At 59.3% G+C, this 22,857-nt stretch carries 21 protein-coding genes; 18 read left to right on the forward strand and 3 right to left on the reverse strand.

The window, feature by feature from the left end:
• The first annotated feature begins 40 nt into the window (after positions 1 to 40).
• The 7 genes from ACR0A2_RS16760 to ACR0A2_RS16790 are packed head-to-tail and all read left to right on the forward strand — an operon-like array spanning position 41 to position 8,730.
• On the forward strand, positions 41 to 2,494 hold the full coding sequence (locus tag ACR0A2_RS16760; RefSeq protein WP_480836252.1) for an FAD-dependent oxidoreductase: 2,454 nt from the start codon (positions 41 to 43) through the stop codon (positions 2,492 to 2,494).
• Positions 2,494 to 3,576 carry an alcohol dehydrogenase family protein gene (locus tag ACR0A2_RS16765; RefSeq protein WP_480836254.1) on the forward strand — a complete coding sequence of 361 codons (1,083 nt, stop codon included), beginning with the start codon at positions 2,494 to 2,496 and terminating at the stop codon, positions 3,574 to 3,576. Before ACR0A2_RS16760 ends, ACR0A2_RS16765 begins: the two co-directional genes overlap by 1 nt.
• Positions 3,573 to 4,151: a dimethylsulfonioproprionate lyase family protein gene (locus ACR0A2_RS16770; protein ID WP_480836256.1), complete on the forward strand. Its 579-nt coding sequence runs from the start codon at positions 3,573 to 3,575 to the stop codon at positions 4,149 to 4,151. The genes ACR0A2_RS16765 and ACR0A2_RS16770 overlap by 4 nt, the downstream gene beginning before the upstream one ends.
• A complete protein-coding gene (locus ACR0A2_RS16775; protein WP_171616923.1) occupies positions 4,148 to 5,254 on the forward strand; it encodes a mandelate racemase/muconate lactonizing enzyme family protein in 1,107 nt (368 codons plus the stop codon). The genes ACR0A2_RS16770 and ACR0A2_RS16775 overlap by 4 nt, the downstream gene beginning before the upstream one ends.
• Positions 5,251 to 6,357, forward strand: coding sequence for a mandelate racemase/muconate lactonizing enzyme family protein (locus ACR0A2_RS16780; RefSeq protein ID WP_480836258.1), 1,107 nt, complete (start codon positions 5,251 to 5,253; stop codon positions 6,355 to 6,357). The genes ACR0A2_RS16775 and ACR0A2_RS16780 overlap by 4 nt, the downstream gene beginning before the upstream one ends.
• Positions 6,354 to 7,457: a mandelate racemase/muconate lactonizing enzyme family protein gene (locus tag ACR0A2_RS16785; RefSeq protein WP_480836260.1), complete on the forward strand. Its 1,104-nt coding sequence runs from the start codon at positions 6,354 to 6,356 to the stop codon at positions 7,455 to 7,457. Before ACR0A2_RS16780 ends, ACR0A2_RS16785 begins: the two co-directional genes overlap by 4 nt.
• 1 nt (position 7,458) lies before the next feature.
• On the forward strand, positions 7,459 to 8,730 hold the full coding sequence (locus ACR0A2_RS16790) for an aspartate aminotransferase family protein (RefSeq protein ID WP_480836262.1): 1,272 nt from the start codon (positions 7,459 to 7,461) through the stop codon (positions 8,728 to 8,730).
• Between the two features lie 238 nt (positions 8,731 to 8,968).
• Here the strand turns inward: ACR0A2_RS16790 and hemC are convergent, their stop codons facing one another.
• Positions 8,969 to 9,934, reverse strand: a complete 966-nt coding sequence (gene hemC / locus ACR0A2_RS16795) for a hydroxymethylbilane synthase (RefSeq protein ID WP_480836264.1) — start codon at positions 9,932 to 9,934, stop codon at positions 8,969 to 8,971.
• A gap of 106 nt (positions 9,935 to 10,040) precedes the next feature.
• Here hemC and hemE point away from each other — a divergent pair, with 106 nt between their 5' ends.
• A complete protein-coding gene (gene hemE, locus ACR0A2_RS16800) occupies positions 10,041 to 11,075 on the forward strand; it encodes a uroporphyrinogen decarboxylase (RefSeq protein ID WP_480446851.1) in 1,035 nt (344 codons plus the stop codon).
• 80 nt (positions 11,076 to 11,155) lie between these two features.
• Here the strand turns inward: hemE and ACR0A2_RS16805 are convergent, their stop codons facing one another.
• On the reverse strand, positions 11,156 to 12,250 hold the full coding sequence (locus tag ACR0A2_RS16805) for a CaiB/BaiF CoA transferase family protein (protein ID WP_480446850.1): 1,095 nt from the start codon (positions 12,248 to 12,250) through the stop codon (positions 11,156 to 11,158).
• Positions 12,251 to 12,415: 165 nt separating this feature from the next.
• Between ACR0A2_RS16805 and ACR0A2_RS16810 the strand changes: the two genes are divergently transcribed.
• The 6 genes from ACR0A2_RS16810 to uvrC all read left to right on the forward strand — a co-directional run bounded on the left by ACR0A2_RS16810 (position 12,416) and on the right by uvrC (position 19,103).
• Positions 12,416 to 13,345 (forward strand): ABC transporter ATP-binding protein, encoded by a 930-nt coding sequence (locus ACR0A2_RS16810; RefSeq protein WP_480836267.1) that lies wholly within the window; start codon positions 12,416 to 12,418, stop codon positions 13,343 to 13,345.
• Entirely contained in the window at positions 13,342 to 14,103 is a 762-nt protein-coding gene (locus tag ACR0A2_RS16815) for an ABC transporter permease (RefSeq protein WP_152456733.1), read from the forward strand. Before ACR0A2_RS16810 ends, ACR0A2_RS16815 begins: the two co-directional genes overlap by 4 nt.
• 114 nt (positions 14,104 to 14,217) lie before the next feature.
• Positions 14,218 to 15,015, forward strand: a complete 798-nt coding sequence (locus ACR0A2_RS16820; RefSeq protein WP_480683525.1) for a S49 family peptidase — start codon at positions 14,218 to 14,220, stop codon at positions 15,013 to 15,015.
• A 171-nt stretch (positions 15,016 to 15,186) separates the two neighbouring features.
• Positions 15,187 to 16,149 (forward strand): calcium/sodium antiporter, encoded by a 963-nt coding sequence (locus ACR0A2_RS16825; RefSeq protein ID WP_480836457.1) that lies wholly within the window; start codon positions 15,187 to 15,189, stop codon positions 16,147 to 16,149.
• Positions 16,150 to 16,170: 21 nt separating this feature from the next.
• Complete coding sequence (locus ACR0A2_RS16830; RefSeq protein ID WP_171331421.1) at positions 16,171 to 16,950, forward strand: SDR family oxidoreductase; 780 nt, start codon at positions 16,171 to 16,173, stop codon at positions 16,948 to 16,950.
• 290 nt (positions 16,951 to 17,240) lie between these two features.
• Positions 17,241 to 19,103 carry an excinuclease ABC subunit UvrC gene (gene uvrC / locus ACR0A2_RS16835; RefSeq protein WP_480836270.1) on the forward strand — a complete coding sequence of 621 codons (1,863 nt, stop codon included), beginning with the start codon at positions 17,241 to 17,243 and terminating at the stop codon, positions 19,101 to 19,103.
• Here uvrC and ACR0A2_RS16840 read toward each other — a convergent pair.
• The gene (locus ACR0A2_RS16840; RefSeq protein WP_480836272.1) at positions 19,100 to 19,984 is read right to left on the reverse strand and encodes a DMT family transporter; all 885 of its coding nucleotides are present in this window, start codon (positions 19,982 to 19,984) and stop codon (positions 19,100 to 19,102) included. The genes uvrC and ACR0A2_RS16840 overlap by 4 nt on opposite strands.
• 173 nt (positions 19,985 to 20,157) lie before the next feature.
• Between ACR0A2_RS16840 and pgsA the strand changes: the two genes are divergently transcribed.
• From pgsA to ACR0A2_RS16860, 4 genes are all read left to right on the forward strand, one after another.
• Positions 20,158 to 20,826 (forward strand): CDP-diacylglycerol--glycerol-3-phosphate 3-phosphatidyltransferase, encoded by a 669-nt coding sequence (gene pgsA / locus ACR0A2_RS16845; RefSeq protein WP_152456738.1) that lies wholly within the window; start codon positions 20,158 to 20,160, stop codon positions 20,824 to 20,826.
• Positions 20,827 to 20,829: 3 nt separating this feature from the next.
• Positions 20,830 to 21,075 (forward strand): molybdopterin converting factor subunit 1, encoded by a 246-nt coding sequence (moaD, locus tag ACR0A2_RS16850; RefSeq protein ID WP_480446842.1) that lies wholly within the window; start codon positions 20,830 to 20,832, stop codon positions 21,073 to 21,075.
• 3 nt (positions 21,076 to 21,078) lie between these two features.
• On the forward strand, positions 21,079 to 21,522 hold the full coding sequence (locus ACR0A2_RS16855) for a molybdenum cofactor biosynthesis protein MoaE (protein ID WP_480836274.1): 444 nt from the start codon (positions 21,079 to 21,081) through the stop codon (positions 21,520 to 21,522).
• 112 nt (positions 21,523 to 21,634) lie between these two features.
• Positions 21,635 to 22,843: a trans-sulfuration enzyme family protein gene (locus tag ACR0A2_RS16860; RefSeq protein WP_480446840.1), complete on the forward strand. Its 1,209-nt coding sequence runs from the start codon at positions 21,635 to 21,637 to the stop codon at positions 22,841 to 22,843.
• The last annotated feature ends 14 nt before the right edge of the window (positions 22,844 to 22,857 follow it).

A 22,857-nucleotide genomic window follows, 5' to 3' on the forward strand; every position in this document is an offset into this window, starting at 1 on the left:
GCCTGTCGAGCAGAAACGCGACTCGGGAAGAGGAAAAATCATGTCCGAGAAGAATCTGCCGTCACACGCCCGCGTGGTCATCGTGGGCGGAGGTGTCATGGGGGTCGGTCTGGCCTATCATCTGGCGCATGAAGGGTGGGGCGCTGACACCGTCCTGCTGGAAAAGGCCGAGCTGACCAGCGGCAGCACTTGGCATGCAGCAGGGCAGATCACGCATTCGACGTCCAGCTTTGGGTTGGGAAAATGCGTGGATTACAACATTGGCCTGTACTCTGGTCAGTTGGAGGCCGAAACCGGCCAGCCCGTCACATGGCATGGCTGCGGTTCGTTCCGTCTGGCCTATACCGAGGATGAGATGGACTGGTTGCGTCACACCTTGTCGGTTGGTCGGTCTCTGGGCTTCAATATCGAGCTTGTCGGCCCCGAAAAGGTGGCTGAACTGCATCCGTTCTACAATCTCGAAGGCGTTCTGGGCGCGCTGCATACGCCGGATGACGGGCATGTGGACCCGACCAATGTGACCATGGCCATGGCCGCTGGAGCACGGCAAAAAGGTGTTCGCATCTTTCGCAGCTGCCGCGCCACCAACATCACGCAAGCCGAGAATGGCGAATGGGTGGTTGAGACCGAGCAAGGCACCATCACCTGCGAGCATGTGGTGAATGCAGGCGGCACCTATGCAAGGCAAATGGGCGAGTGGTCGGGGCTGCAACTGCCGATGACCTCGATGACGCACCATTACTTCGTGACCGAACCGGTGCCTGAATTCCAGAACCTGGACACCGAACTGCCGGTGATCCGTGATGACCGCAAGGTCTCGGGCTATATCCGGATGGAGCAGCAGCGCGGTCTGATCGGGATTTACGAAAAAGAGAACCCGAACTCGGTCTGGCATGATCACTGCCCATGGGAATACGAAAACTGGTTATTCGACGCGGATTACGACCGGGTGATGCCGTGGCTTGAGGAAAGCCTGAACCGGATGCCGATCTTTGCCGAACTGGGCATTCAGCGCGACGTGCACGGGGCGATCTCGCACCCGCCGGATGGCAACCCTTTGATCGGACCAGCGCCGGGGGTTCGGAACTATTGGTGCTGCTGCGGGACGCAGATCGGCATCGGCTGGGGGCCGGGTCTGACCCGCGAACTGGCGCGGTGGATGGTGCATGGTGCCGCCGATATCTCGATGCGCGAATTCGATCCGCGCCGGTTCGGCAGCTATGCGACCAAGGATTGGCAGGTGATCAAGGCCGAGGAAGATTACTGCTTGCGCCACGAAATCCCCTTTCCGCATTTCAACCGTTTGGAGGGGCGACCGATCAAGCCGTCGCCACTGCATGAGCTGCTGAAATCCAAGGGCGCTGTGCACGAAGAGGTCTACGGATTCGAACGCCCCCGCTGGTTTGCGCGGGACGGTGTGGAACAGCGCGATCACTACTCCTTCCGCCGCACCCCCGCCGACGACATGGTCGCGGCCGAGGTCAAAGCGGTGCGCGAAAGCGTCGGCATCATGGATGTCACCGCCTTCACCAAGGTCGAGGTTTCGGGGCCGGATGCCTATGCCCTGCTTGACCGGCTGACCGCAAACCGGATGCCGCAGAAGGTCGGTTCGATCACGCTGACCCATATGCTGAACCGTCGTGGCCGTATCGAATTGGAGACGACTATCGTGCGTATGGCCGAGGACCGCTTTTATCTGGTTTGTGCGGCCTTCTTCGAACAGCGCTTGCTGGATCATCTGGCGCAGCAGCGCGCGGATGAGGATGTGCAGATCACCGCTCTGTCCTCTGACTGGTCTGCCCTGTCGCTGAACGGTCCCCGGTCGCGCGACGTGCTGGCGCGCTGTACCGATGCCGATCTGACCAATGCCGGGTTCCGCTGGCTTTCCGCGCAGGAAATCACCATCGCCGGTCACAAGGTCTGGGCCTTCCGCATGTCCTATGCCGGAGAACTGGGCTGGGAACTGCACATGCCCAACGCCGCCTGCCACGACGTCTACAACGCGCTTTGGGCGGCAGGTGAGGCGTATGGCATCACCGACTACGGCAGCTTTGCCATGAACGTGATGCGAATGGAGAAGGGCTTCAAAGGCGCGGGCGAGTTGACCAACGAGGTCACTCTGGCCGAGGCCGACGTGCTGCGTTTTGCGCGCACCGACAAGGATTACCTGGGCAAGGACAAGACGCTCAACACCGATCTGCCCTGGATCTGTGCCTATCTTTCAATTGAACCGGATGGAGAGATTGATGGGCATGGCGGAGAGGCGGTGCTGCTGGACGGGCGCGTCGTCGGGTCCACGGCGTCGGTCGCTTATGGCCACACCGTCGGCAAGATTCTGGCCTTTGCATACCTCAAGCCCGAAGCGGCCAAGGCCGGGACACAGCTGGAGGTCGTGATCCATGGCCAACCCCGTGCCGCCCGTGTCCTGGACAAACCTGCTTACGATCCCGACAGTTTGCTGCCCCGCAGTGACGCCATTCTGGAGACCGCTTGATGAGCCTGCCCGATACGATGAGAGCCATCGTCACAATGGGCCATGGTGGTCTGGAACAGATGGTGATGCAGGAAGACTGGCCGCGCCCAGAACCCGCGGCCGGTGAAGTTCTGATCAGGGTCGCAGCCTGCGGCCTGAACAATACCGACGTCAATACGCGGTCCGGCTGGTATTCCAAGACCGTCACGGATGCGACCACCGGTGGCGCATTCGAGGAAGTCGGTGAAGAAGACCCGACATGGGGCGGCAACCCGATCACCTTCCCGCGCATTCAGGGCGCAGATGTCTGCGGCCGTATCGTTGCCGTTGGCGAGGGCGTGGACAGCGCTCGTATAGGCGAGCGTGTCATCACGGATGGCTGGTTGCGAGATCCGGCTGATCCCGGCAACATGAACAAGACAGGGTACTTCGGTTCGGAACGCGATGGCGGGTTCGCCGAATATACTACGACTCTGGCGGTCAATGCGGTGCCGATCACTTCGGACCTGTCCGATGCCGAACTGGCCACGTTTTCCTGTTCTTACTCCACCGCCGAAGGGATGCTGTCCCGTGCCAACGTGACGGAAAAAGACACCGTTCTTGTGCCCGGTGCCTCTGGCGGGGTGGGTGGTGCTTTGGTTCAATTGGCCAAACGCCGTGGCGCGCGTGTGATTGCGATGGCATCCGAATCCAAACACGCCGACGTGGCCGATCTTGGCCCTGATGTGATATTGCCCCGCACACCTGAAGATCTGCGGTCGGCGCTGGGCGACGAGAAGATCACCGTGGTCGCCGATGTGGTAGGTGGCCCTTACTGGCCGAACCTGATCGACGCACTGGAGCGCGGCGGGCGCTACACCTGTTCGGGGGCCATTGCAGGTCCGATGGTCGAACTTGACCTTCGGACGTTCTATCTGCGCGATCTGACCTTCACCGGTTCGACCGTGATCGGACCCGAGGTCATGAAGAACCTCGTGGCATATATTGAAGCCGGTGAAATCAAGCCGGCTCTGGCTGCAACCTATCCTTTGGAGGAGTTGCGGGACGCGCAAGCGGCGTTCATCGCCAAACAGCATACCGGCAATATCGTGGTGGTGCCATGACGCTGGATGATGTTCTCGAGGCGGCCCGTCAATTGCATCAGGCGCATCCTGACCTTGCCGCGTTTGCATCATGGCCGGACGATCTGACACCGACGGGTTTGCAGCCTGCTCACATACTGGCGACCGATTTGGTGGGCGATTTTGGCCTTGATGGCGTGGCGCCAACCCGTGATCTGGTCGCGGCGATCAAGGCCAGCGCGCATCTGGCGCAATGGAAACATACATATACCGAAGAGGAAGTCGGCGCGGATTTCCTGAATCGGTACGGGTATTACGAACTGTTCGGACCGACCGGGCATTTCCACTCGACCCAATTGCGCGGCTACGTGGGATATTGGGGCGCGGGTCTGGATTATGACTGGCATAGCCATCAGGCGGAAGAGCTGTATCTGACCCTTGCGGGCGGAGCGGTTTTTCGCAGCGACGAGGGTGAAACCTTCGTCGGCCCGAACCAGACACGACAGCACAAAAGCTGGCAAAGCCACGCCATGATAACGACGGACCAACCGATCCTGACCTTTGTCCTGTGGCGAGGCGAAGGGATGGGCGACCTGCCCAGAATGGACGCCGCATGAAAATCACCCGCATCCGAATTTACCAGACCGGGCTTCCCTATGTCGGCGGTACCTATGCCTGGGGTGCGGGAAACGCGATTGAAACGGCCATCGCATCGGTGGTGGTAATCGACACTGACGCGGGTTTGCGGGGCTGCGGTGAGTTCACGCCCTGTGGCGAAAACTACATGGTGGCCCATTCCGAAGGTGTGGCTGCGCTGGCGCGTCTTGTCGCCGGCAAACTGCTGGGCGAGGATCCGCGTCAGGTGGGGCGGATCGAGCACTTGATGGACCATCTGGTACAGGGGCATGGCTATGCCAAGGCGCCGTTCGATGCGGCATGCTGGGATATCCTGGGTCAGGCGTGTGATCAGCCGGTTTGGATGCTGTTGGGCGGCAAGCTGACGGATGGCGCGCCAATGTACCGGGTCGCTCCGCAGAAAGCGGTTGAGGAAACCGTGGCCGAGATGGACCGGTACCGGGAACAGGGTTATCGGCAGTTTCAGATCAAAGTGGGCAGCGACTGGGCCAGTGACATTGACCGGATACGCACCACTGTGCCGTTGCTGAAACCCGGCGAGAAAGCCATGGCCGATGCCAATCAGGGCTGGCGCGTGGACGATGCGATCCGCGTTGCACGCGAGACCCGGGATCTGGATTTCATTCTCGAACAACCTTGCCGCACGTATGAGGAATGCCAGCAAGTGCGCCGGATTGCCGAGCAGCCATTGAAGCTGGATGAATGCGTGACCGGGATCCATATGGCCCAGCGTATCGTCGCAGACCGGGGGGCAGAGATTTGTTGTCTCAAGATCTCGAACCTTGGCGGCATCAGCAAAGCCCGGCGGGTACGGGATTACCTGATCGACAACCGCATCCCTGTGGTCAGCGAAGACACCTGGGGAGGAGAGATCACGTCTTCGGTTGTCGCCCATTTTGCGGCGTCGACCCCGCCTGAATACCTGCAGAACACCACGGATCTGATGAACTACAACACGCGATCTACGGGCGTCGGCGGTCCTGTCGTTAAAGACGGAAAGCTTTATGCAAACAATACGCCGGGATTGGGTGTAACCCCCGATTTTGAAAGCCTCGGCGCACCCGTGGCGGAGTATGCTTTATGAAGATTGAAACCATTACCGTTTTTCAGGTCGATTTGCCGCTCGAGCATCCCTATTGGCTTTCAGGGGGGCGCCTGAAGTTCGAAACGCTTGATGCGACGCTGGTCAAGCTCGAAACCGATACCGGTCTGGTCGGCTGGGGCGAGGGCACGCCCTGGGGGCACACCTATGTACCCGCGCACGGGCCGGGCATCCGGGCCGGGATCGAAACGATGGCCCCTTTCATCCTGGGTCTTGATCCGCGTCGCGTGCTGGACGTGGAACGGGCCATGGATCTTGCCTTGCCCGGACATCTCTATGCTAAAAGCCCCATAGACATGGCCTGCTGGGATATTGCCGGTCAGGCGGTGGGCTTGCCTATTGCCGATCTGATGGGCGGCGGATCGCGGACACCGCGCCCGATTGCGTCCTCGGTCGGGGCAAAAACCTTCGAGGAAACACGCGAGGTCATGGAGCGGTATCGCAAGCGCGGCTATGTCGCGCATTCGGTGAAGATCGGCGGTGATGTCGAGCGGGACATTGCCCGAGTGCGGGATGTGGAAAGCACCCGGCAGCCCGGAGAGATTGTTCTGTATGATGTCAACCGTGGCTGGACGCGCCAGCAGGCCTTGCGGGTGATGAGCACCTGCGAAGACCTGAACGTGATGTTCGAGCAACCCTGCGAAACACTGGATGATATCGCGGCGATCTCGGGGCTTCATGCGTCCCCTGTGTCTGTGGACGAGTCCCTTGTGACCTTGCAGGATGCCGTCCGGATTGCCCACGATGGTCTGGCCCAGATATTCGGGATCAAGCTGAATCGCGTGGGTGGTCTGACCAAGGCCGCGCGGATGCGCGATATCGCGCTGGCCCATGGGATAGACATGTTCGTGATGGCCACCGGTGGAACGGTTCTGGCCGATACCGAGGCGCTGCATCTGGCCGCCACGATCCCGGATGATCATTGCCACGCGGTTTGGGCCTGTCAGGACATGATCACGGTTGATGTTGCAAGTGGTCGAGGGCCCCGCAATGTCGATGGCCATCTGCATCTGCCCGAAGCGCCGGGGCTGGGCGTGCATCCGGACGAAGCCGCATTGGGTGATCCAGTAGGAGAATATGCTTGAGAATTGACAAGATAACACTCTGGTCCGTCGATCTAACCAGCCATGAAACCTATCACATGGCTGGCGGCAAGACCTGCGCGACCGTGACGTCTCATATCCTGCGCCTTGAGACGGATACAGGTCTGACAGGTTGGGGCGAGGTCTGCCCGATCCCGCATTATCTGCCCGCCTATGCAAATGGAGTACCGGGGGCCATCGCTGAAATGGGTCCCGAGATTCTCGGGATTTCACCAATTGGGGTCGACGCACCGATGCGAAAGCTGGACGGGTTTCTGCAAGGCCACAGCTATGCGAAATCGATCGTCGACATTGCACTGTGGGATCTGTTCGGCCGCGCGGCGGGGGTGCCGGTTTACGCGTTGCTGGGCGGGCGGACACGGGCGGATATGCCGCTTTATCATTCGATCACATGCATCGCGCCGGATGAAATGGCGCGCATCGCCAAGGCAGCCTTCCAGACGGGCATTCGGCAATTCCAGGTGAAGCTGGGTGTCGAGGGTGATTGGCAAGCCGATGCCGAGCGGCTGATCAAAGTGCGCGAAGCCGTGGGAACCGGACCGCTCGTGTATGGCGACTGGAACTGCGGCGCATCGCGCCTTCAGGCAAAGCGAACCGGGCGCGCGGTGGCGCATCTGGATGTGATGCTGGAACAGCCCTGCAAGACGCTGGAAGACTGCGCCGCTGTTCGTCAGTCGACGGGTCTGCCCATGAAGATCGACGAAAACGCCTTTGATCTTGCATCGCTGATGCGGGCGCATGAGTTGGGTTGCATGGACGCGGTGGCGCTGAAACTGTCGAAATTCGGCGGTCTTTCGGCTATGCGCCGTGCACGCGATCTGACCGTGCAGCTGGGTGCCGAGATTTGCGCGGAATGCACCTGGGGATCGGATATCGTAACGGCGGCCTCGCTGCATTTTGCGGCTTCGACCCCGCATGGATCGCTGATGAACACTTGCGATTTGTCCTCTTACGTGGCCCCGCGCCTGTGCCCTGACGCACCAAACCGTGAAAACGGCCGGATTGCACCGCCCGAAGGCCCGGGTTTAGGTGTGACACCTGACCTCGAAATTCTTGGCGCCCCGATTTTGGAGATTGATTGAGATGCTGAAGATCCAGACACAGTCCGAGTGGATAGCCCGCGCAAAAGAGGTTCTGCCAGCTGGCGGTTTCGGCAACTTCGATCCGGGCATCATCATCGCCCGTGGCGAGGGCAGCCATGTCTGGGACGAGGACGGGAAGGAATATATCGACTATCTGATCGGGTCCGGCCCGATGCTGCTGGGCCATGGCCACCCCGAAGTGATGGAAGCGGTGCTGGAGCAACTGCCCAAAGGCATGACCTTCTTCGCCAACAACAGCAAGGGCATCGAACTGGCCGAGGCCATCATCGAAGCCGTCCCCTGTTGCGAGCAGGTGCGTTTTGTTGCCTCTGGGGGCGAAGCAGATATGTACGCCATGCGGCTGGCGCGTGCCTATACCGGGCGCGACAAGATCCTCAAGTGCGAAGGGGGGTATCACGGAATGAGCGCCGAGGCGCAGATGAGCCTGGCCCCCAGCCGCTGGGTCAATTTCCCGCAGGCTGTTCCCGACAGCGCCGGTATCCCCCAAAGCGTGGCCGAGCAGATGCTGATCGCGCCTTTCAATGATCTTGACGCGGTGGCGGCGCTGCTGGACGAACATGATGATGTCGCTGCGATCATGGTCGAACCCTTGCAGCGGATCATCCCGCCCGAGCCAGGGTTTTTGCAGGGCTTGCGGACCTTGTGCGACAAATTTGGTGTTCTGCTGATTTTTGATGAGATCGTCACCGGGTTCCGTCTGGCTTACGGCGGCGCACAAAAGCGATATGGCGTGACCCCGGATATCTGTACGCTTGGCAAGATCACCGGTGGTGGTTTCCCTCTGGCGGCATTGGGTGCCAGCACCGAGATCATGAAGCATTTCGACAAATCGAAGGTCGGAGAACAGGGCTGGCTTATGCAGTTGGGCACTTTGTCCGGCAACCCCATAGCCTCAGCGGCGGGGCTGAAGACGATGGAGGTTTTGCGGCGCGACGGCACCTATGAACACCTGCGCTCGATTGGGAGGCAGTTGCAGCAGATGCAATCGGACGCTTTGAATGAGGCGGGCATCGCCCATCGCATCTGCGGTGACGAGACCTTGTTCGACATTTATTTCACCAAGGCCGAATGTCGGGATTATCGCAGCGCAAACCATGATGATCCGCGGCGCAATGCCACTTACAATGCAATCTTGCGGGCGCATGGGGTCTTCAAGGCTCCGGGCAAACTGTACCCGTCGCTGGCGGTCACCGAAGCGGATCTGGAACAGACCAGAGAGGCCGTTCGTCACGCCGTTGACGCGATTTCCTGAACGCGGGTCTGGCACAACGCAATCTGGCACAACGTAAACGGGTCGCTGTTGAACTCAACAGCGACCCGCTACCTTTGGAAGCCGGGGGTCAGCCTCGCCCCCTCGAATACTGATTAAAACACCGGCAATCTGAAAACTTTTCGATACTTTCGAGACTGACCCGACTTCCTCTTCGGTATGTCACAGTAATGCCTGATCGCGCCGCCTGCTACAGTGATCAAGTTCACACTAAACAAATTTATTTTGATTTTTTCCAATCGAATAGATCTGGTCCCGCCTGTTCAAGCAGTTCAGCCGCCATCGCGCGGGCCATCTCAGGCCCATCCTCGACGGGGCCGGTCATATCCCTGCTGGCGGTTTCCGTTCCGTCCGGGCGTAGCACTTCGCCCCGCAACCTTAGGGTGTTGCCGTCAAGTTCGGCAAGGCCGGCGATCGGGGTTTCGCAGGACCCGTCCAGCGCGGCCAGCAATGTGCGTTCAGCCGCCAGACGCCATCCCGTTTCGGTGTGATGAATCGCGTCCAGCATTTCGGCCGCGCGCATGTCGTCGCTGCGCCGTTCGATGCCGATGGTGCCCTGCGCGATCGCCGGCAGCATGTCGTCAGGGGAAATGGCGCTGGCCGGAACCTCATCCATTCCCAAACGGCGAATGCCTGCCATTGCGAGAAACGTGCAATCGGCAACCCCGTCTTCAAGCTTTTTCAGCCGTGTCTGCACGTTTCCGCGAAACTCGACCACTTTCAGATCCGGCCTCCGGTTCAGCAGCTGCGCCCGCCGCCGCAAGGACGAGGTGCCCACAACGGCGCCTTCGGGCAGATCGTGAATCGAGCCCAATCGCGGAGATATGAAGGCGTCGCGCACATCCTCGCGCGGCAGGAACGTATCAAGGATCAGCCCTTCGGGTTGTTCAACGGGCATGTCCTTTGTTGAATGCACGGCGATGTCGATTTCGGCGCGTAGCATCGCCTCTTCGATTTCCTTGGTGAACAGGCCCTTGTTGCCGATTTCCTTCAGCGGTCGATCCGCGTCGATCATGGCGCGATTGTCACCGGTCGTCTTGATCACCACGATTTCGAACGCATCCTGTGGCAGATCAAAGGCATCGCTCAGGCGTTCGCGCGTTTCATAGGCCTGAGCCAGAGCCAGCGGCGAGCCACGAGTGCCGATTCTGAGGGGCGATGCGGGGGTGGGCAGGGTCAAAGTCATGTGCACAGCTTTAGTCGCGTCACATTGCCCTGACAATGGGGGCTGAGCTTGACAAATTGCCGCCGAAGGACGACCCGTTGCCAAAACCTGAATGCTGGGGACAAACATGGCCGAGACAAAAAAGCTGCTGAGGGCGCTGGCGGGCGAAGTACAGGATGTGCCGCCGATCTGGATGATGCGTCAGGCGGGTCGGTATTTGCCGGAATACCGGGCCACACGTGCTCAGGCCGGGGATTTCCTGTCACTGTGCTACAATCCTGAACTGGCAGCAGAAGTTACCTTGCAGCCAATTCGGCGATATGGGTTCGATGCGGCGATCCTGTTTGCCGACATCCTTCTGGTGCCACAGGCGCTGGGGGCTAACCTTTGGTTCGTGACCGGTGAAGGCCCGCGTTTGTCCACAATCACGCAGCAGGCCGAGTTTGATGCGTTGAAACCTGTTGACGCAATTCACGAGACATTGTCCCCGGTTTACGAGACGGTGCGCATTCTTTCGCGGGAATTGCCGTCGGAAACCACCTTGATCGGATTCGCAGGTGCGCCGTGGACTGTGGCCACTTACATGATTGCAGGGCGCGGCACGCCGGATCAGGGTCCCGCGCATGCGTTGCGCGAAGGTGATAACGCTTTGTTCGAGGCGCTGTTGGACCGCATCACCGCGGCAACGATTGAATATCTGTCCGCTCAGATCGACGCCGGTGCCGAGGTGGTCAAGATATTTGACAGTTGGGCGGGGTCTTTGAAGGGCGAAGCTTTCCGCAAATACGCGGTCGAGCCGTGCCGGGTGATCACGCAGGCCATCAAGGAACGTCACCCCGGTATCCCCGTGATTGGATTTCCGCGGGAAGCAGGCGACGGGTATATCGGGTTTGCAAGGTCGACCGGCGTGGATTGCGTGGCGCTGGACAATTCCGTGTCGCCCGAATGGGCGGCTGAGAACGTGCAGATTGATGGCTGTGTACAAGGCAATCTGGCGTCGTCGCACATGGTTACCGGCGGGCAGGCGCTGGTGGATGAGACCCGGCGCATCGTTGAGGCGTTTTCCACGGGGCCGCATATTTTCAACCTCGGCCATGGGATCACTCCGGATGCCGACCCGGACAACGTTCAGCTGATGATCGACACGGTGCGCGGCGGGTAGAACGCGTGGGAGGGGGCCAGCCCCCTCTTGGCCGCTGGCCAATTCACCCCCGGGATATTTCTGGCCAGATGAAGAGTGTGTCAGGCGCTTTCCGGGGCTTGGAGTTCGTTCAGGATCTCGGCGGTGTGTTGTCCGCGCGCCGGGCTGGGCTTTGGTTGCCACTGGTGTGTGGAAAAGCGTGGGGCGGCGGTGGCCTGTAGGGTGCCGTCAGTCTGGCGCCAGGATTGACGGGCTGCATTCATCGGGTGGGCTGCGGCCTCGTCGGGGCTGAGTACCGGTGCGACGCAGGCGTCTGAACCGTCGAACAGTTTGGCCCAATGGTCGCGCGGCCTGGACGAGAAGATTTTGGCCAGGCGCCGGGTCAGGTCGGGCCAGAGCTTGCGGGTGTATTGTTGTTGGAACGCCGGGTCCCGGGACAGGCCCAGGATTTCAAGAAATCGGGCGTAGAATTTTGGTTCAAGGCATTGGACCGAAACAAATCCGCCGTCCGCGCAGGTGTAGGTTCGGCTCCAATGCGGACCGTCCAACAGGCTTTGGCCGCGGGTTTCAGACAGGTTTCCGGTTTGGCGCATGGTCATCAGAAGGTTCATCATATGGGCCGAGCCGTCGTAGATAGCGGCGTCGACCACGGTGCCTTTCCCGGTTCTTTGTGCGTTGATCAAACCTGCCAGGATGCCCGTGACAAGGTACATGGCGCCTCCGCCGATATCGCCGACCAGGGTTGCAGGGGTTTGAGGCGGCTGATCCGGGAGAGAGGCGTACCAGAGCGCACCGGACAAGGCGATGTAGTTCAGGTCATGCCCAGCCGTTTCGGCCAGCGGGCCATCCTGCCCCCATCCTGTCATGCGGCCATATATCAGCTTTGGGTTGCGGGTCAGGCAAAGATCCGGGCCAAGTCCCAGCTTCTCCATCACGCCGGGGCGAAAGCCTTCGATCAGTGCGTCCGCCGTGTCAATCAGGCGGCGGGCGGTCGCCAGATCTTCGGGATCCTTCAGATCAAGCGCGATCGATCGTTTGCCGCGGTCCAGAAGCGAGCTGTCCGGCATGCCCGGTGTTACTGCCTGGCCTTTGCGGTGGATCGTGATGACGTCGGCGCCCAGATCGGCTAGCTGCATGGCGGCAAACGGGCCGGGGCCCAGCCCTTCGATTTCGACTATGCGTATTCCATGCAGCATCGGCGCCCTCCGTTTTGGCAGAGTTTGCGGGTGGGTTGACGGATTGCAAGTTGGAATTGAGCATGGTTCTGACAACCATTACAGAATGCGCAGCACGTTGTGCGAAATTGACCTGTTACAGGCTGGTTCCGCGCGATAGGGTCTCGGTCGGAACGGGGAACGGATATGACGACCATTTTGTCCATCAAAAACCTTCGCAAGTCTTACGCGGAAGGGTTCGAGGCGCTGAAAGGTGTGTCTCTGGATATTGAAGAGGGTGAGATACTTGCGCTTCTGGGACCAAATGGCGCCGGAAAGACAACCCTGATTTCGACGATTTGCGGAATAACGACTCCGACCTCGGGGGTGGTCACGGTTGGCGGGCATGACACCCAGTCCGATTATCGCGCCGCGCGCAGGATGATAGGGCTTGTACCGCAAGAGATCGCGTTGGAACCGTTTGAAAAGGTCTGGAATACGGTCCGGTTGTCGCGCGGGCTGTTCGGTCTTGGCAAGGACAACGCGCGGATCGAAGAGATTCTGCGCAAGCTGTCCCTGTGGGACAAGCGCAACAACGCGATCAAGGAATTGTCCGGCGGCATGAAGCGGAGGGTGCTGATCGCCAAGGCCCTGGCCCACGAACCGCGGGTGCTTTTTCTGGACGAGCCGACTGCCGGAGTGGATGTCGAGTTGCGCAAGGACATGTGGGAGCTTGTGGCGGAACTGAAACGGGACGGTGTCACCATCATTCTGACCACCCATTACATTGAAGAAGCAGAAGCGATTGCGGATCGTGTCGGCGTCATCGACAAGGGTGAGCTTTTGCTGGTGCAGGACAAAGACACACTCATGTCGCAGATGGGAAAAAAGCAGATCGAAGTCATGCTGACCGAACCCATCGACCGAATTCCCGATAGTCTGGTCAGCCACAATCTGGCCCTCAACGGCGCAGGTGATTGTCTGATCTATACCTACGATACCAATGCGGATCGTACCGGCATAACGACCTTGCTGAATGACGTGTCCGAGGCCGGGTTGGTGTTGCGCGACGTGCAGACCAGGCAATCAAGCCTGGAAGAGATTTTTGTCAATCTGGTATCTGGAGAGGCCGCATGAACTGGACCGCGATCGCTGCCATCTACCGGTTCGAAATGGCCCGTTTCTTTCGCACGCTGGCTCAGAGTTTTCTGTCGCCGGTTCTGTCGACGTCGCTTTATTTCGTGGTGTTTGGCACCGCCATCGGCAGCCGCATCCAAGAGGTCGAAGGCGTTTCATACGGTGCATTCATCGTGCCGGGGCTGATCATGTTGTCGGTGGTGATGCTGTCGATTTCGAACGCGTCGTTCGGAATTTACTTCCCCAAGTTTCTGGGCACCATCTACGAGCTGTTGTCCGCTCCGGTCAATTTCATCGAGATCGTGATCGGATATGTCGGAGCCGCCGCAACCAAGGCGTTGTTCGTGGGGTTGGTGATATTGGTCACTGCGACGTTTTTCGTCGATATTCGGATCGAGCATCCATTCGCCATGGCCGCGTTTCTGATCCTGTCCTGTCTCAGCTTTTCGTTGCTGGGATTCATCATCGGCATCTGGGCCAGCAACTTCGAGCAGATGTCGCTGGTGCCGCAGTTGGTGGTGACGCCACTGATCTTTCTGGGGGGCACGTTTTATTCGATCTCGATGCTGCCACCATTGTGGCAGACCATCACGCTGTTCAATCCCGTGGTCTATCTGATTTCGGGTTTCCGCTGGTCCTTTTACGGGCTGGCAGATGTGCCGATCGTTTTCAGCCTTCTTGCCATTGTCGCGTTTACAGCTCTGTGCCTGGCGGTTATCGGCTGGATATTCAAAACCGGCTGGCGCATTCGCAGCTGACCCTCGCCAAGGCGTTGCATTTTTGCCCATCGGGTGTGTGAATTTGGTTCACGTCGCGTTTAACGCCGGCAGAGTCCCTTGTTTACGGGTTGGGGGCACTCTACATCGGCACCCATGAAGCTCAGCCTGCCGTTCGTAAAAAAGCACCCTTGCGTGGCCGTTGTCCGTTTGTCCGGTTCCATTGGAATGGCCGGTCGCGGGTCCTTGAACGATACCACCCTGGCCCCGGTTCTCGACAAGGCGTTTCGAAAGGGGAAACCTGCGGCTGTCGCGCTCGAGATCAACTCTCCGGGCGGGTCGCCGGTACAAAGCTCTTTGATTGGCGCCCGAATTCGGCGCTTGTCGGAAGAGCTGGACGTGCCCGTGATCGGGTTTGTCGAAGATGTTGCGGCATCCGGAGGGTATTGGCTGGCGGCCGCCGCGGATGAGATCTGGGCCGACGACAGTTCGGTTCTTGGCTCGATCGGAGTCATTTCGGCAGGTTTTGGCGCGCATGTCTTCCTGGCGCGGCAGGGGTTCGAGCGGCGCGTCCATACAGCGGGCAAATCGAAATCGATGCTGGATCCCTTTTCGCCGGAAAAGAAAGAGGATGTGGCGCGCTTGCAAGGGCTGCTGGGTGACATCCACGAAAACTTCATCGCGCATGTCAAAGCCCGCCGAGGTGACAAGCTGGATCACAGTGCCGATCTGTTCACGGGTGAAGTCTGGCTGGCGCGTCGCGCGCATGAACTGGGTTTGATCGATGGTATCGCCCATCTGAAACCCAAAATGCAGGAACGCTTTGGCGACAAGGTCAAGTTCCGCCGTTATGGCTTGCGCAAACCAATCTGGTCGCGGTTCGGGGCCAACCTGGCACAGGATGCCATCGCCGGATTAGAGGAGCGTGCGGCCTACGCGCGTTTTGGTTTGTGACGTGATCATCAAGGCTGTCACACTTTTTCTGATTGGCATGGGTGTCCTGGCGATGTTCGGCAAACTGCGCTTTCCGGGGCAGAAGAAACTGAGTTCCGCCAAGTGTCCGCGCTGCGGACGGTTTCGCATAGGCAAAGGCCCCTGCGCCTGCGAAAAAGGAGGTCGGACTTGATCACCACTTGGCTGCTGTCTGGTCTTGGGCTGTTGATCCTGCTGCTTGCAGGCGATGCGCTTGTGCGCGGTGCTGTAAACCTGAGCCTGCGTCTGGGTGTTCCGGCGTTGATCGTCAGCCTTACGATTGTGGCCTTCGGCACGTCTGCGCCCGAGTTGCTGATCGCCATCAGCGCATTGAAAGAGAACGCGCCCGGTATTGCGCTGGGCAACGTTGTCGGATCGAACACGGCCAACATCCTGTTGGTTCTTGGACTGCCCGCATTGCTGGCAACGCTTCACACAAGTGAATGTGACAGCCGCAGGAATTACGTCTTCATGCTGATGGCGACGGTTCTGTTCATCGGGCTGGCTTTTTGCGGAACATTCACCTTCTTCAGCGGTCTGATCCTGCTGGCGGCGTTGAGTCTTGTCCTGATGACTGCCTTTCGTGAGGCAAAAGCACATCGCAAGGCCTGTGGTGAGGCTTGCGCGGATGACGACGAGCTTGAAGGCTTGGAGGAAGCCGACCCTGACATGCCCTACTGGAAGGTATCGATTTACCTGATCCTGGGGTTGGTGGGGCTTCCGATGGGTGCGCACTTACTTGTCGACAACGCGACCGTCATCGCAAGAACCTATGGGGTCAGCGAAACGGTCATCGGCCTGACCCTGATCGCGGTTGGAACCTCTTTGCCCGAACTGGCGACGACGCTTATGGCGGCATTGCGCAGACAGGCCGATGTCGCGCTGGGCAACGTGATCGGTTCGAACATGTTCAACCTTCTGGCCATCATCGGGATCGCAACCTGGTTCGGCCGTATTCCGGTCGATCCGGAATTCCTTCGGTTCGATCTGTGGGTCATGCTGGGCGCATCGCTGCTGCTGGTTCCGTTTGTATTCCTCAAACGCGACATCTCGCGCGTCTGGGGGTTGGTGTTGACTTTCCTTTATGTGCTTTATGTCACCGTATTGCTGGTGTGATCTGACCAAACGAGGTGAAGCATGACCCGAGCCCTAGTCACCGGCGCCGGTATTCGTCTGGGCCGGGCCATGGCACTGTATCTGGCAGATCGAGGTTTCGATGTGGCCGTGCATTACGCCTCATCCGAAGGTCCGGCGCAGGAGACGGCGGCAGAGGTACAGACCCTGGGCCGAAAATCCGTGACCCTGAAGGCCGATCTGCTGGACGAAGCTCAGGTTCAGGCGCTGCTGCCCAAAGCGGCCGAGGCGCTGGGCGGGCCAATTACGTGTCTGGTGAACAACGCATCGATCTTCGAATACGACAACATCCGCACGGCAACCCGGCAAAGCTGGGATCGACATCTCGACAGCAACCTGCGCGCGCCCTTTGTGCTGACGCAGGCCATGGCAGGTCAGGGGCTGAGTGCTGGAACAGATGAAAATGGCGAACCGCTTGCAACCGGCCTTATCGTCAACATGGTGGACATGCGCGTGCGTAAACTGACGCCCGAGTTCATGTCATACACCATCGCAAAAATGGGTTTGTGGGCACTGACCCGAACGGCGGCGCAGGCGTTGTCTCCGACGATCCGTGTCAATGCGATCGGGCCGGGCCCCACGATGCAGGGCCACCGCCAAAGCGAAGAGCATTTCCAGACACAGCGTTCAAATACCGTTTTGGAGCGGGGATCCAACCCGTCTGACATAACCGCTGCGCTTGGGTACTTTCTGGATGCACACGCGGTCACCGGACAGCTTTTATGTGTGGACGGCGGTCAGCATCTGGGTTGGAAAACTCCGGATGTTCTGGGTGTAGAATAAGTAATTCTGCTGCAAGTTTTGCACCGCTCGCAATTGTGTTACACGCGCGTTACAAAAATGTCTTTTTTTTCATACACTTGCTAAGTATGCAAAAAAATAACGTTTAAAAACAAACACTTGATAAGTTGCCTATTTTTTGTGCAAGTAAAGGAAAAGGCAAGGAAACAAGGGGATTTCCGATCTTCCGGAATTTTATCTTCACACTTATCCACAGAAACCGTGGATTTGTTTTCTCTTGATCTGAAAGGCGTGAGATTGCAGCCATTGCCAGAGAATCATATCTCAGGATCATGACCACCGACAGCGAATCATCCCCTACCGGCTATGCCTGCATTCAGCGCTATGTAAAAACGCTGGACAGTTCTCCGGGCGTTTACCGCATGCTCGATGCAGACAGCCGGGTTCTGTATGTCGGCAAAGCCCGAAATCTCAGGGCACGGGTGTCGAATTACACACGGCCGGGTCATTCGGGGCGGATCGAAAAGATGATCGCCGCGACGGCCTCGATGATGTTCCTGACGACGCGAACCGAGACCGAGGCCCTGCTGCTGGAGCAGAACCTGATCAAGCAGCTCAAACCCAAGTACAATGTATTGTTGCGGGATGACAAAAGCTTTCCGAACATACTGGTCGCCAAGGATCATGACTTTCCGCAGATCAAGAAACACCGAGGGGCGAAGAAGGAAAAAGGCGCCTATTTCGGCCCCTTCGCCAGTGCCGGTGCGGTGAACCGGACGCTGAACCAGTTGCAAAAAGCGTTCCTGCTGCGCAACTGCTCGGATTCGATGTTCGACAGCCGAACGCGGCCATGCCTTCTGTATCAGATCAAACGGTGTTCCGGGCCGTGTGTCGGCCTGATCTCAGAGCAGGATTACCGTGAAAGCGTGAAGGACGCCGAACGCTTCCTGTCGGGCCGCTCGACCAAGGTGCAGGAGGAACTGGCCGAGCAGATGATGGCCGCATCCGAGGCGATGGAGTTCGAACGTGCCGCCGGTCTGCGTGACCGCATCCGGGCTCTGACGCAGGTGCAGACCTCTCAGGGCATCAACCCGCGCGGTGTGGCCGAGGCGGACGTGATCGGCCTGTATATGGACAGCGGTCAGGCCTGCGTGCAGGTGTTTTTCATCCGTGCGAACCAGAACTGGGGCAACAAGGATTTCTATCCCCGCGTCGGCCCGGATGTTTCACCTGCCGAGGTGATGGAGGCCTTTCTGGGCCAGTTCTACGACAACAAGGAACCGCCGCGTCAGCTGATCCTGTCGGACGGAATCGAAAACGTGGATCTGATGCAGGACGCGCTGTCTGAGAAAGTCGGGCGCAAGGTCGAAATCCTTGTGCCGCAGCGTGGCGAAAAACAGGAACTTGTTGCCGGTGCCTTGCGCAACGCGCGCGAGGCTTTAGCCCGCCGCATGTCGGAAAGTGCCACGCAGGCCAAGTTGCTGCGCGGGCTGGCCGAGGCGTTCGATCTGGATGGTCCGCCGGGACGGATCGAAGTCTATGACAACTCTCATATTCAGGGCACCAATGCTGTTGGCGGCATGATCGTGGCCGGCCCCGAGGGGTTCATGAAGAACGCTTACCGCAAGTTCAACATTCGCGGTGATGACCTGACACCGGGTGACGATTTCGGCATGATGAAAGAGGTGCTGAACCGCCGCTTCACCAGACTTCAAAAGGAAGACCCGGACCGCGACAAAGGGTTGTGGCCCGATCTGTTGCTGATCGATGGCGGCGCAGGGCAGGTAAGCGCGGTGCATCAGATCATGGTCGAACATGGGGTCGAAGACATTCCCATGGTCGGCGTCGCCAAGGGGGTCGACCGCGACCACGGCAAGGAAGAGTTTCACCGGATCGGCCAACGCCCCTTTGCGCTGAAACGCAACGACCCTGTGTTGTATTTCATTCAACGCCTCAGAGACGAAGCGCACCGGTTCGCCATCGGCACCCATCGTGCGAAACGCGCCAAGGCCGTGGGTGCAACGCCGTTGGATGAAATCCCGGGGGTAGGGGCTGCGCGCAAACGTGCTCTGTTAACCCATTTCGGCAGCGCCAAAGCCGTCAGCCGGGCCAATCTGGCCGATTTGAAAGCGGTCGAAGGGATTTCGGCCGGGTTGGCGCAGAAGGTTTACGATTTCTTCCACGACAAGGGCTAGGCCTGCCGGCCCCGCCACAGGATATATAGGCCCGACGCGACGATCAGCGCGCTGCCGATCCACATGTTGGGATCCAGCCTCTCACCAAACATGGCTACGCCAAGCCCAATGCCGAACAACAGCCGGGTGTATCTGAACGGGGTCACGGCGGACACTTCGCCGGTGCGCATCGCCTTCATCAGCGACGCATACGCTATTACGCCCATCAGCACCGCACCGATCAGATGCAGGCGGGTGTGAAGGCCAACCGGTGCAATCGGCGCGCCCTCCCAGAACCGATAGGCCACCCCGGCCACGATGATGCTGAGGAAGCCGTAAAACCCCAGGACTTCGGTTCCAAGCGTGGCAGGTGCTGCGCGGCTGGCCAGATCACGTCCGGCAAATCCCAGCATTCCCAGCACCGCCAGTGTCGAAAGCAGCGAAAAGCTGTCTCCGGTGGGTTGCAGGATGACGACAACGCCGATCATGCCGACAAAGATAGCGCTCCAACGCCGCCAACCGACTGTCTCGCCAAAGAACAACGCGGCGCCTGCAACAACGACCAGAGGCGTGGCTTGCAGGATCACCGTGGCCGAGGACAACGGCGTCAGTGCGATGGCCAGAACATAGAACAACCGACCAAAGACCTCGAACAGCACCCGAATTTTCATTGGGCGGGACAGAACGTCAGGTTGCAGCAGCCGCTGCCCACGGGCCCGGGCCACCGCAGCGAAAATCACCGACCCGCCCGCGCCGAAAAGAACCAGGACCTGCCAGATCGGCAGCGCGGCTGAAGCTGCCTTCAGCAACGCATCCTCCAGCGCAAAACCGGCCATCGCGGCGACCATCCAGAGGCTGCCGATCATGTTTGACCGTGTGTCGGTTTGAATATGCGCTGTCATCTGGTTCTTTCCGGCTGGGCTTGCGCGGCAATCTGACCGCAAAGCCGGGAAAGGCCAAGAGGTACTGTTCTGAGACGTCGGGCCTGCGGCGCTTTGACCAAGCGCTTTTGAATGATACAGTTTTTTGTCTGATTGGCTTTTCTGTCCCGGACCGGCGATATAGGGTCCAAGCCATGAAGTGGAATTTGCCTAATCTCCTGACCGTCCTGCGCCTGCTGGCCGCGCCTGGGCTGGCAGTCATGTTTCTGTATTTCACCCGTCCCTATGCGGACTGGTTTGCACTGATCCTGTTCCTGTCGGCGGCGATTACCGATTGGTTCGATGGGTATCTGGCCCGCGCGTGGAAGCAGGAGACCAAGATCGGAGCGATGCTGGATCCGATCGCCGACAAGGCCATGGTGGTGATCGCGCTTATGATCCTTGTGGGCTATTCGACCGAGCACTGGACGCCGTGGCTAGTCCTTCCCGCAACCGTGATCCTGTTTCGCGAAGTTTTTGTCTCGGGCCTGCGGGAATATCTGGGCGATGTGGCCGGAACGCTCAAAGTCACCAAACTGGCCAAATGGAAGACCACGGCCCAGATGGTCGCCATCGCGGTTCTGTTTTCGCAGGGTATCTTCGAGCACTATGCCGTGATGGCGAGTTTTGGCATGGATGCCGAGCTGGTCGAGCAGATCATTGCGGGTCAGGTCGACGACGTGAACCACCTGCGCCTGAATGTCGATGGCATGTATTGGGCGGGTCAGGTCGGGCTGTGGCTGTTGTGGATTGCGGCAACGCTTACATTGATCACCGGCTATGACTACCTACGTAAAGCCATGCCTCATCTGAAGGAGAGCTAACCGATGGATGTTCTGTATTTCGCCTGGGTGCGCGAACGCATCGGCTTGCCAAAGGAAAAGGTCGAAACGCAAGCGGCCACGGTCAGCGAATTGGTGACTGAACTGAGCGCTCGGGAAGAGCGCTATGCCGCGGCATTTTCCGATCTGTCCGCGCTGCGCGTTGCGTTGGATCAGGAGCTGTCGGATTTCGATGCGTCGCTGGCAGGTGTTCGGGAAGTTGCGTTTTTCCCACCGATGACGGGCGGTTGACCGATGCGGATCGCGGTTCAGGAAGAGGCATTTGATCTGGGGGCCGAGGCCAGTGCCTTTGCCGCCGGGGATGATTCCAACGGCGCCATTGTCACCTTCACCGGCGTTGTGCGTGACCTGGCGAGCGGTGATCTGGATGTGATGGAGATCGAGCACTATCCCGGTATGACCGAACGCGCCCTGACCAAGATCGCCAAAGAGGCGCAGGCGCGTTGGGCATTGGGTGACGTGCTGGTCATACACCGTTTTGGACGCTTGGTTCCGGGGGATCGCATCATGATGGTGGCCACGGCGGCCCCGCATCGCAAGGACGCGTTCGAGGCGGCCGAATATCTGATGGATTACCTGAAATCCCGCGCACCGTTCTGGAAAAAGGAAATTACCCGTTCCGGCGCCGAATGGGTTGCGGCCAAAGATCAGGACGAAGACGCTCTGAGCCGCTGGTAGCGTCGCGCGCCCACCGCGGTGGTTCTGGAAACCGAGCGGTTTCAATTCTTCTCTGGACGCCGGATCACGAGCCTGCGCTAAATCTGCGCAAGTGGATCAGGAGGATGGCGGCATGCAAGACGGGCTGAGAAACAAGGGCCTAGCGACACGGGCAATCCATGCGGGCGAAGCCCCGGACCCGACCAGCGGTGCGTCTGCGCCGGCCCTGCATATGTCTTCGACATTCGTCACGGATCAGGTGGCGGGGTTTTCGGCCCACGATCTGGAGGAAGAAGCCCCTTATCTTTACGGGCGCTGGGCCAATCCCAACGTCAGGACGCTGGAAGCCAAGATCAGCATGTTGGAAGGCACCGAAGATTGCCTGTGTCTGGCGTCCGGTATGGCGGCGGCCACCGCCATCTTCCTGACGTTCTTGTCTGCCGGGGATCATTTGATCGTTTCCGACGTCTCTTACGCGGGCGTGGCAGAGCTGGCGCGGGACACGTTGCCGCGTTTGGGGATCCATGTCAGCACGGTCAACATGTCCGATCTTTCGGCGGTATCAGCAGCCATCAGGTCGAACACGCGTCTCATCCACACGGAAACACCCGTGAACCCGATCGGTCGTCTGACCGATCTGGCATCGGTTTCAGCAATTGCCAAAAGCGCGGGGGCGTTGCTGTCCTGCGATGCGACTTTTGCGTCTCCGCTTGGTCAGCCAAGCAAAGACCTGGGCGTTGATCTGATTATGCATTCGGTGACCAAGTATATCGGCGGGCACGGTGATGCCATCGGTGGTGCGGTGGCCGGGCGAAAGGACCTGATCGCGAAAATCCGCACCGAATCCGCGATCCACCACGGCAGCATCATGTCCCCCTTCAACGCGTGGATGATCGCGCGGGGCATGGCCACTCTACCACTGCGGATGACAGCGCATCAGGCGGGTGCCACCGTCGTTGCCGATTGGCTTGAGACGCGCGCGCGCGTGACCAGAGTGATCTATCCGGGGCTGAAGTCGCATCCCCAATACGAGCTGGCCCAACAACAGATGCGCAACACATCCGGAATGATCGCTTTTCAGGTGGGTGATCACGCAACAGGCGAGGCACTGGCCCAGCAGATGATCGATAAACTCCGGATCGTTCACTATGCCGTGTCGCTTGGCCACCATCGCAGTCTGATATTCTGGATGGGAACCGAAGCTTTGATGCAATCGTCCTTCCGATTGGAACGGGCGCAATTGGCAAGTTACCGGGATTACGCAGGCGACGGCGTGTTCAGGCTGTCGGTTGGTCTGGAAGACCCCGAAGACCTGATCGCAGATTTGGCGCAGGTCCTGTGAGCCGTCCGGGAAGG

It is taken from the genome of Ruegeria sp. H8 (assembly GCF_056532905.1).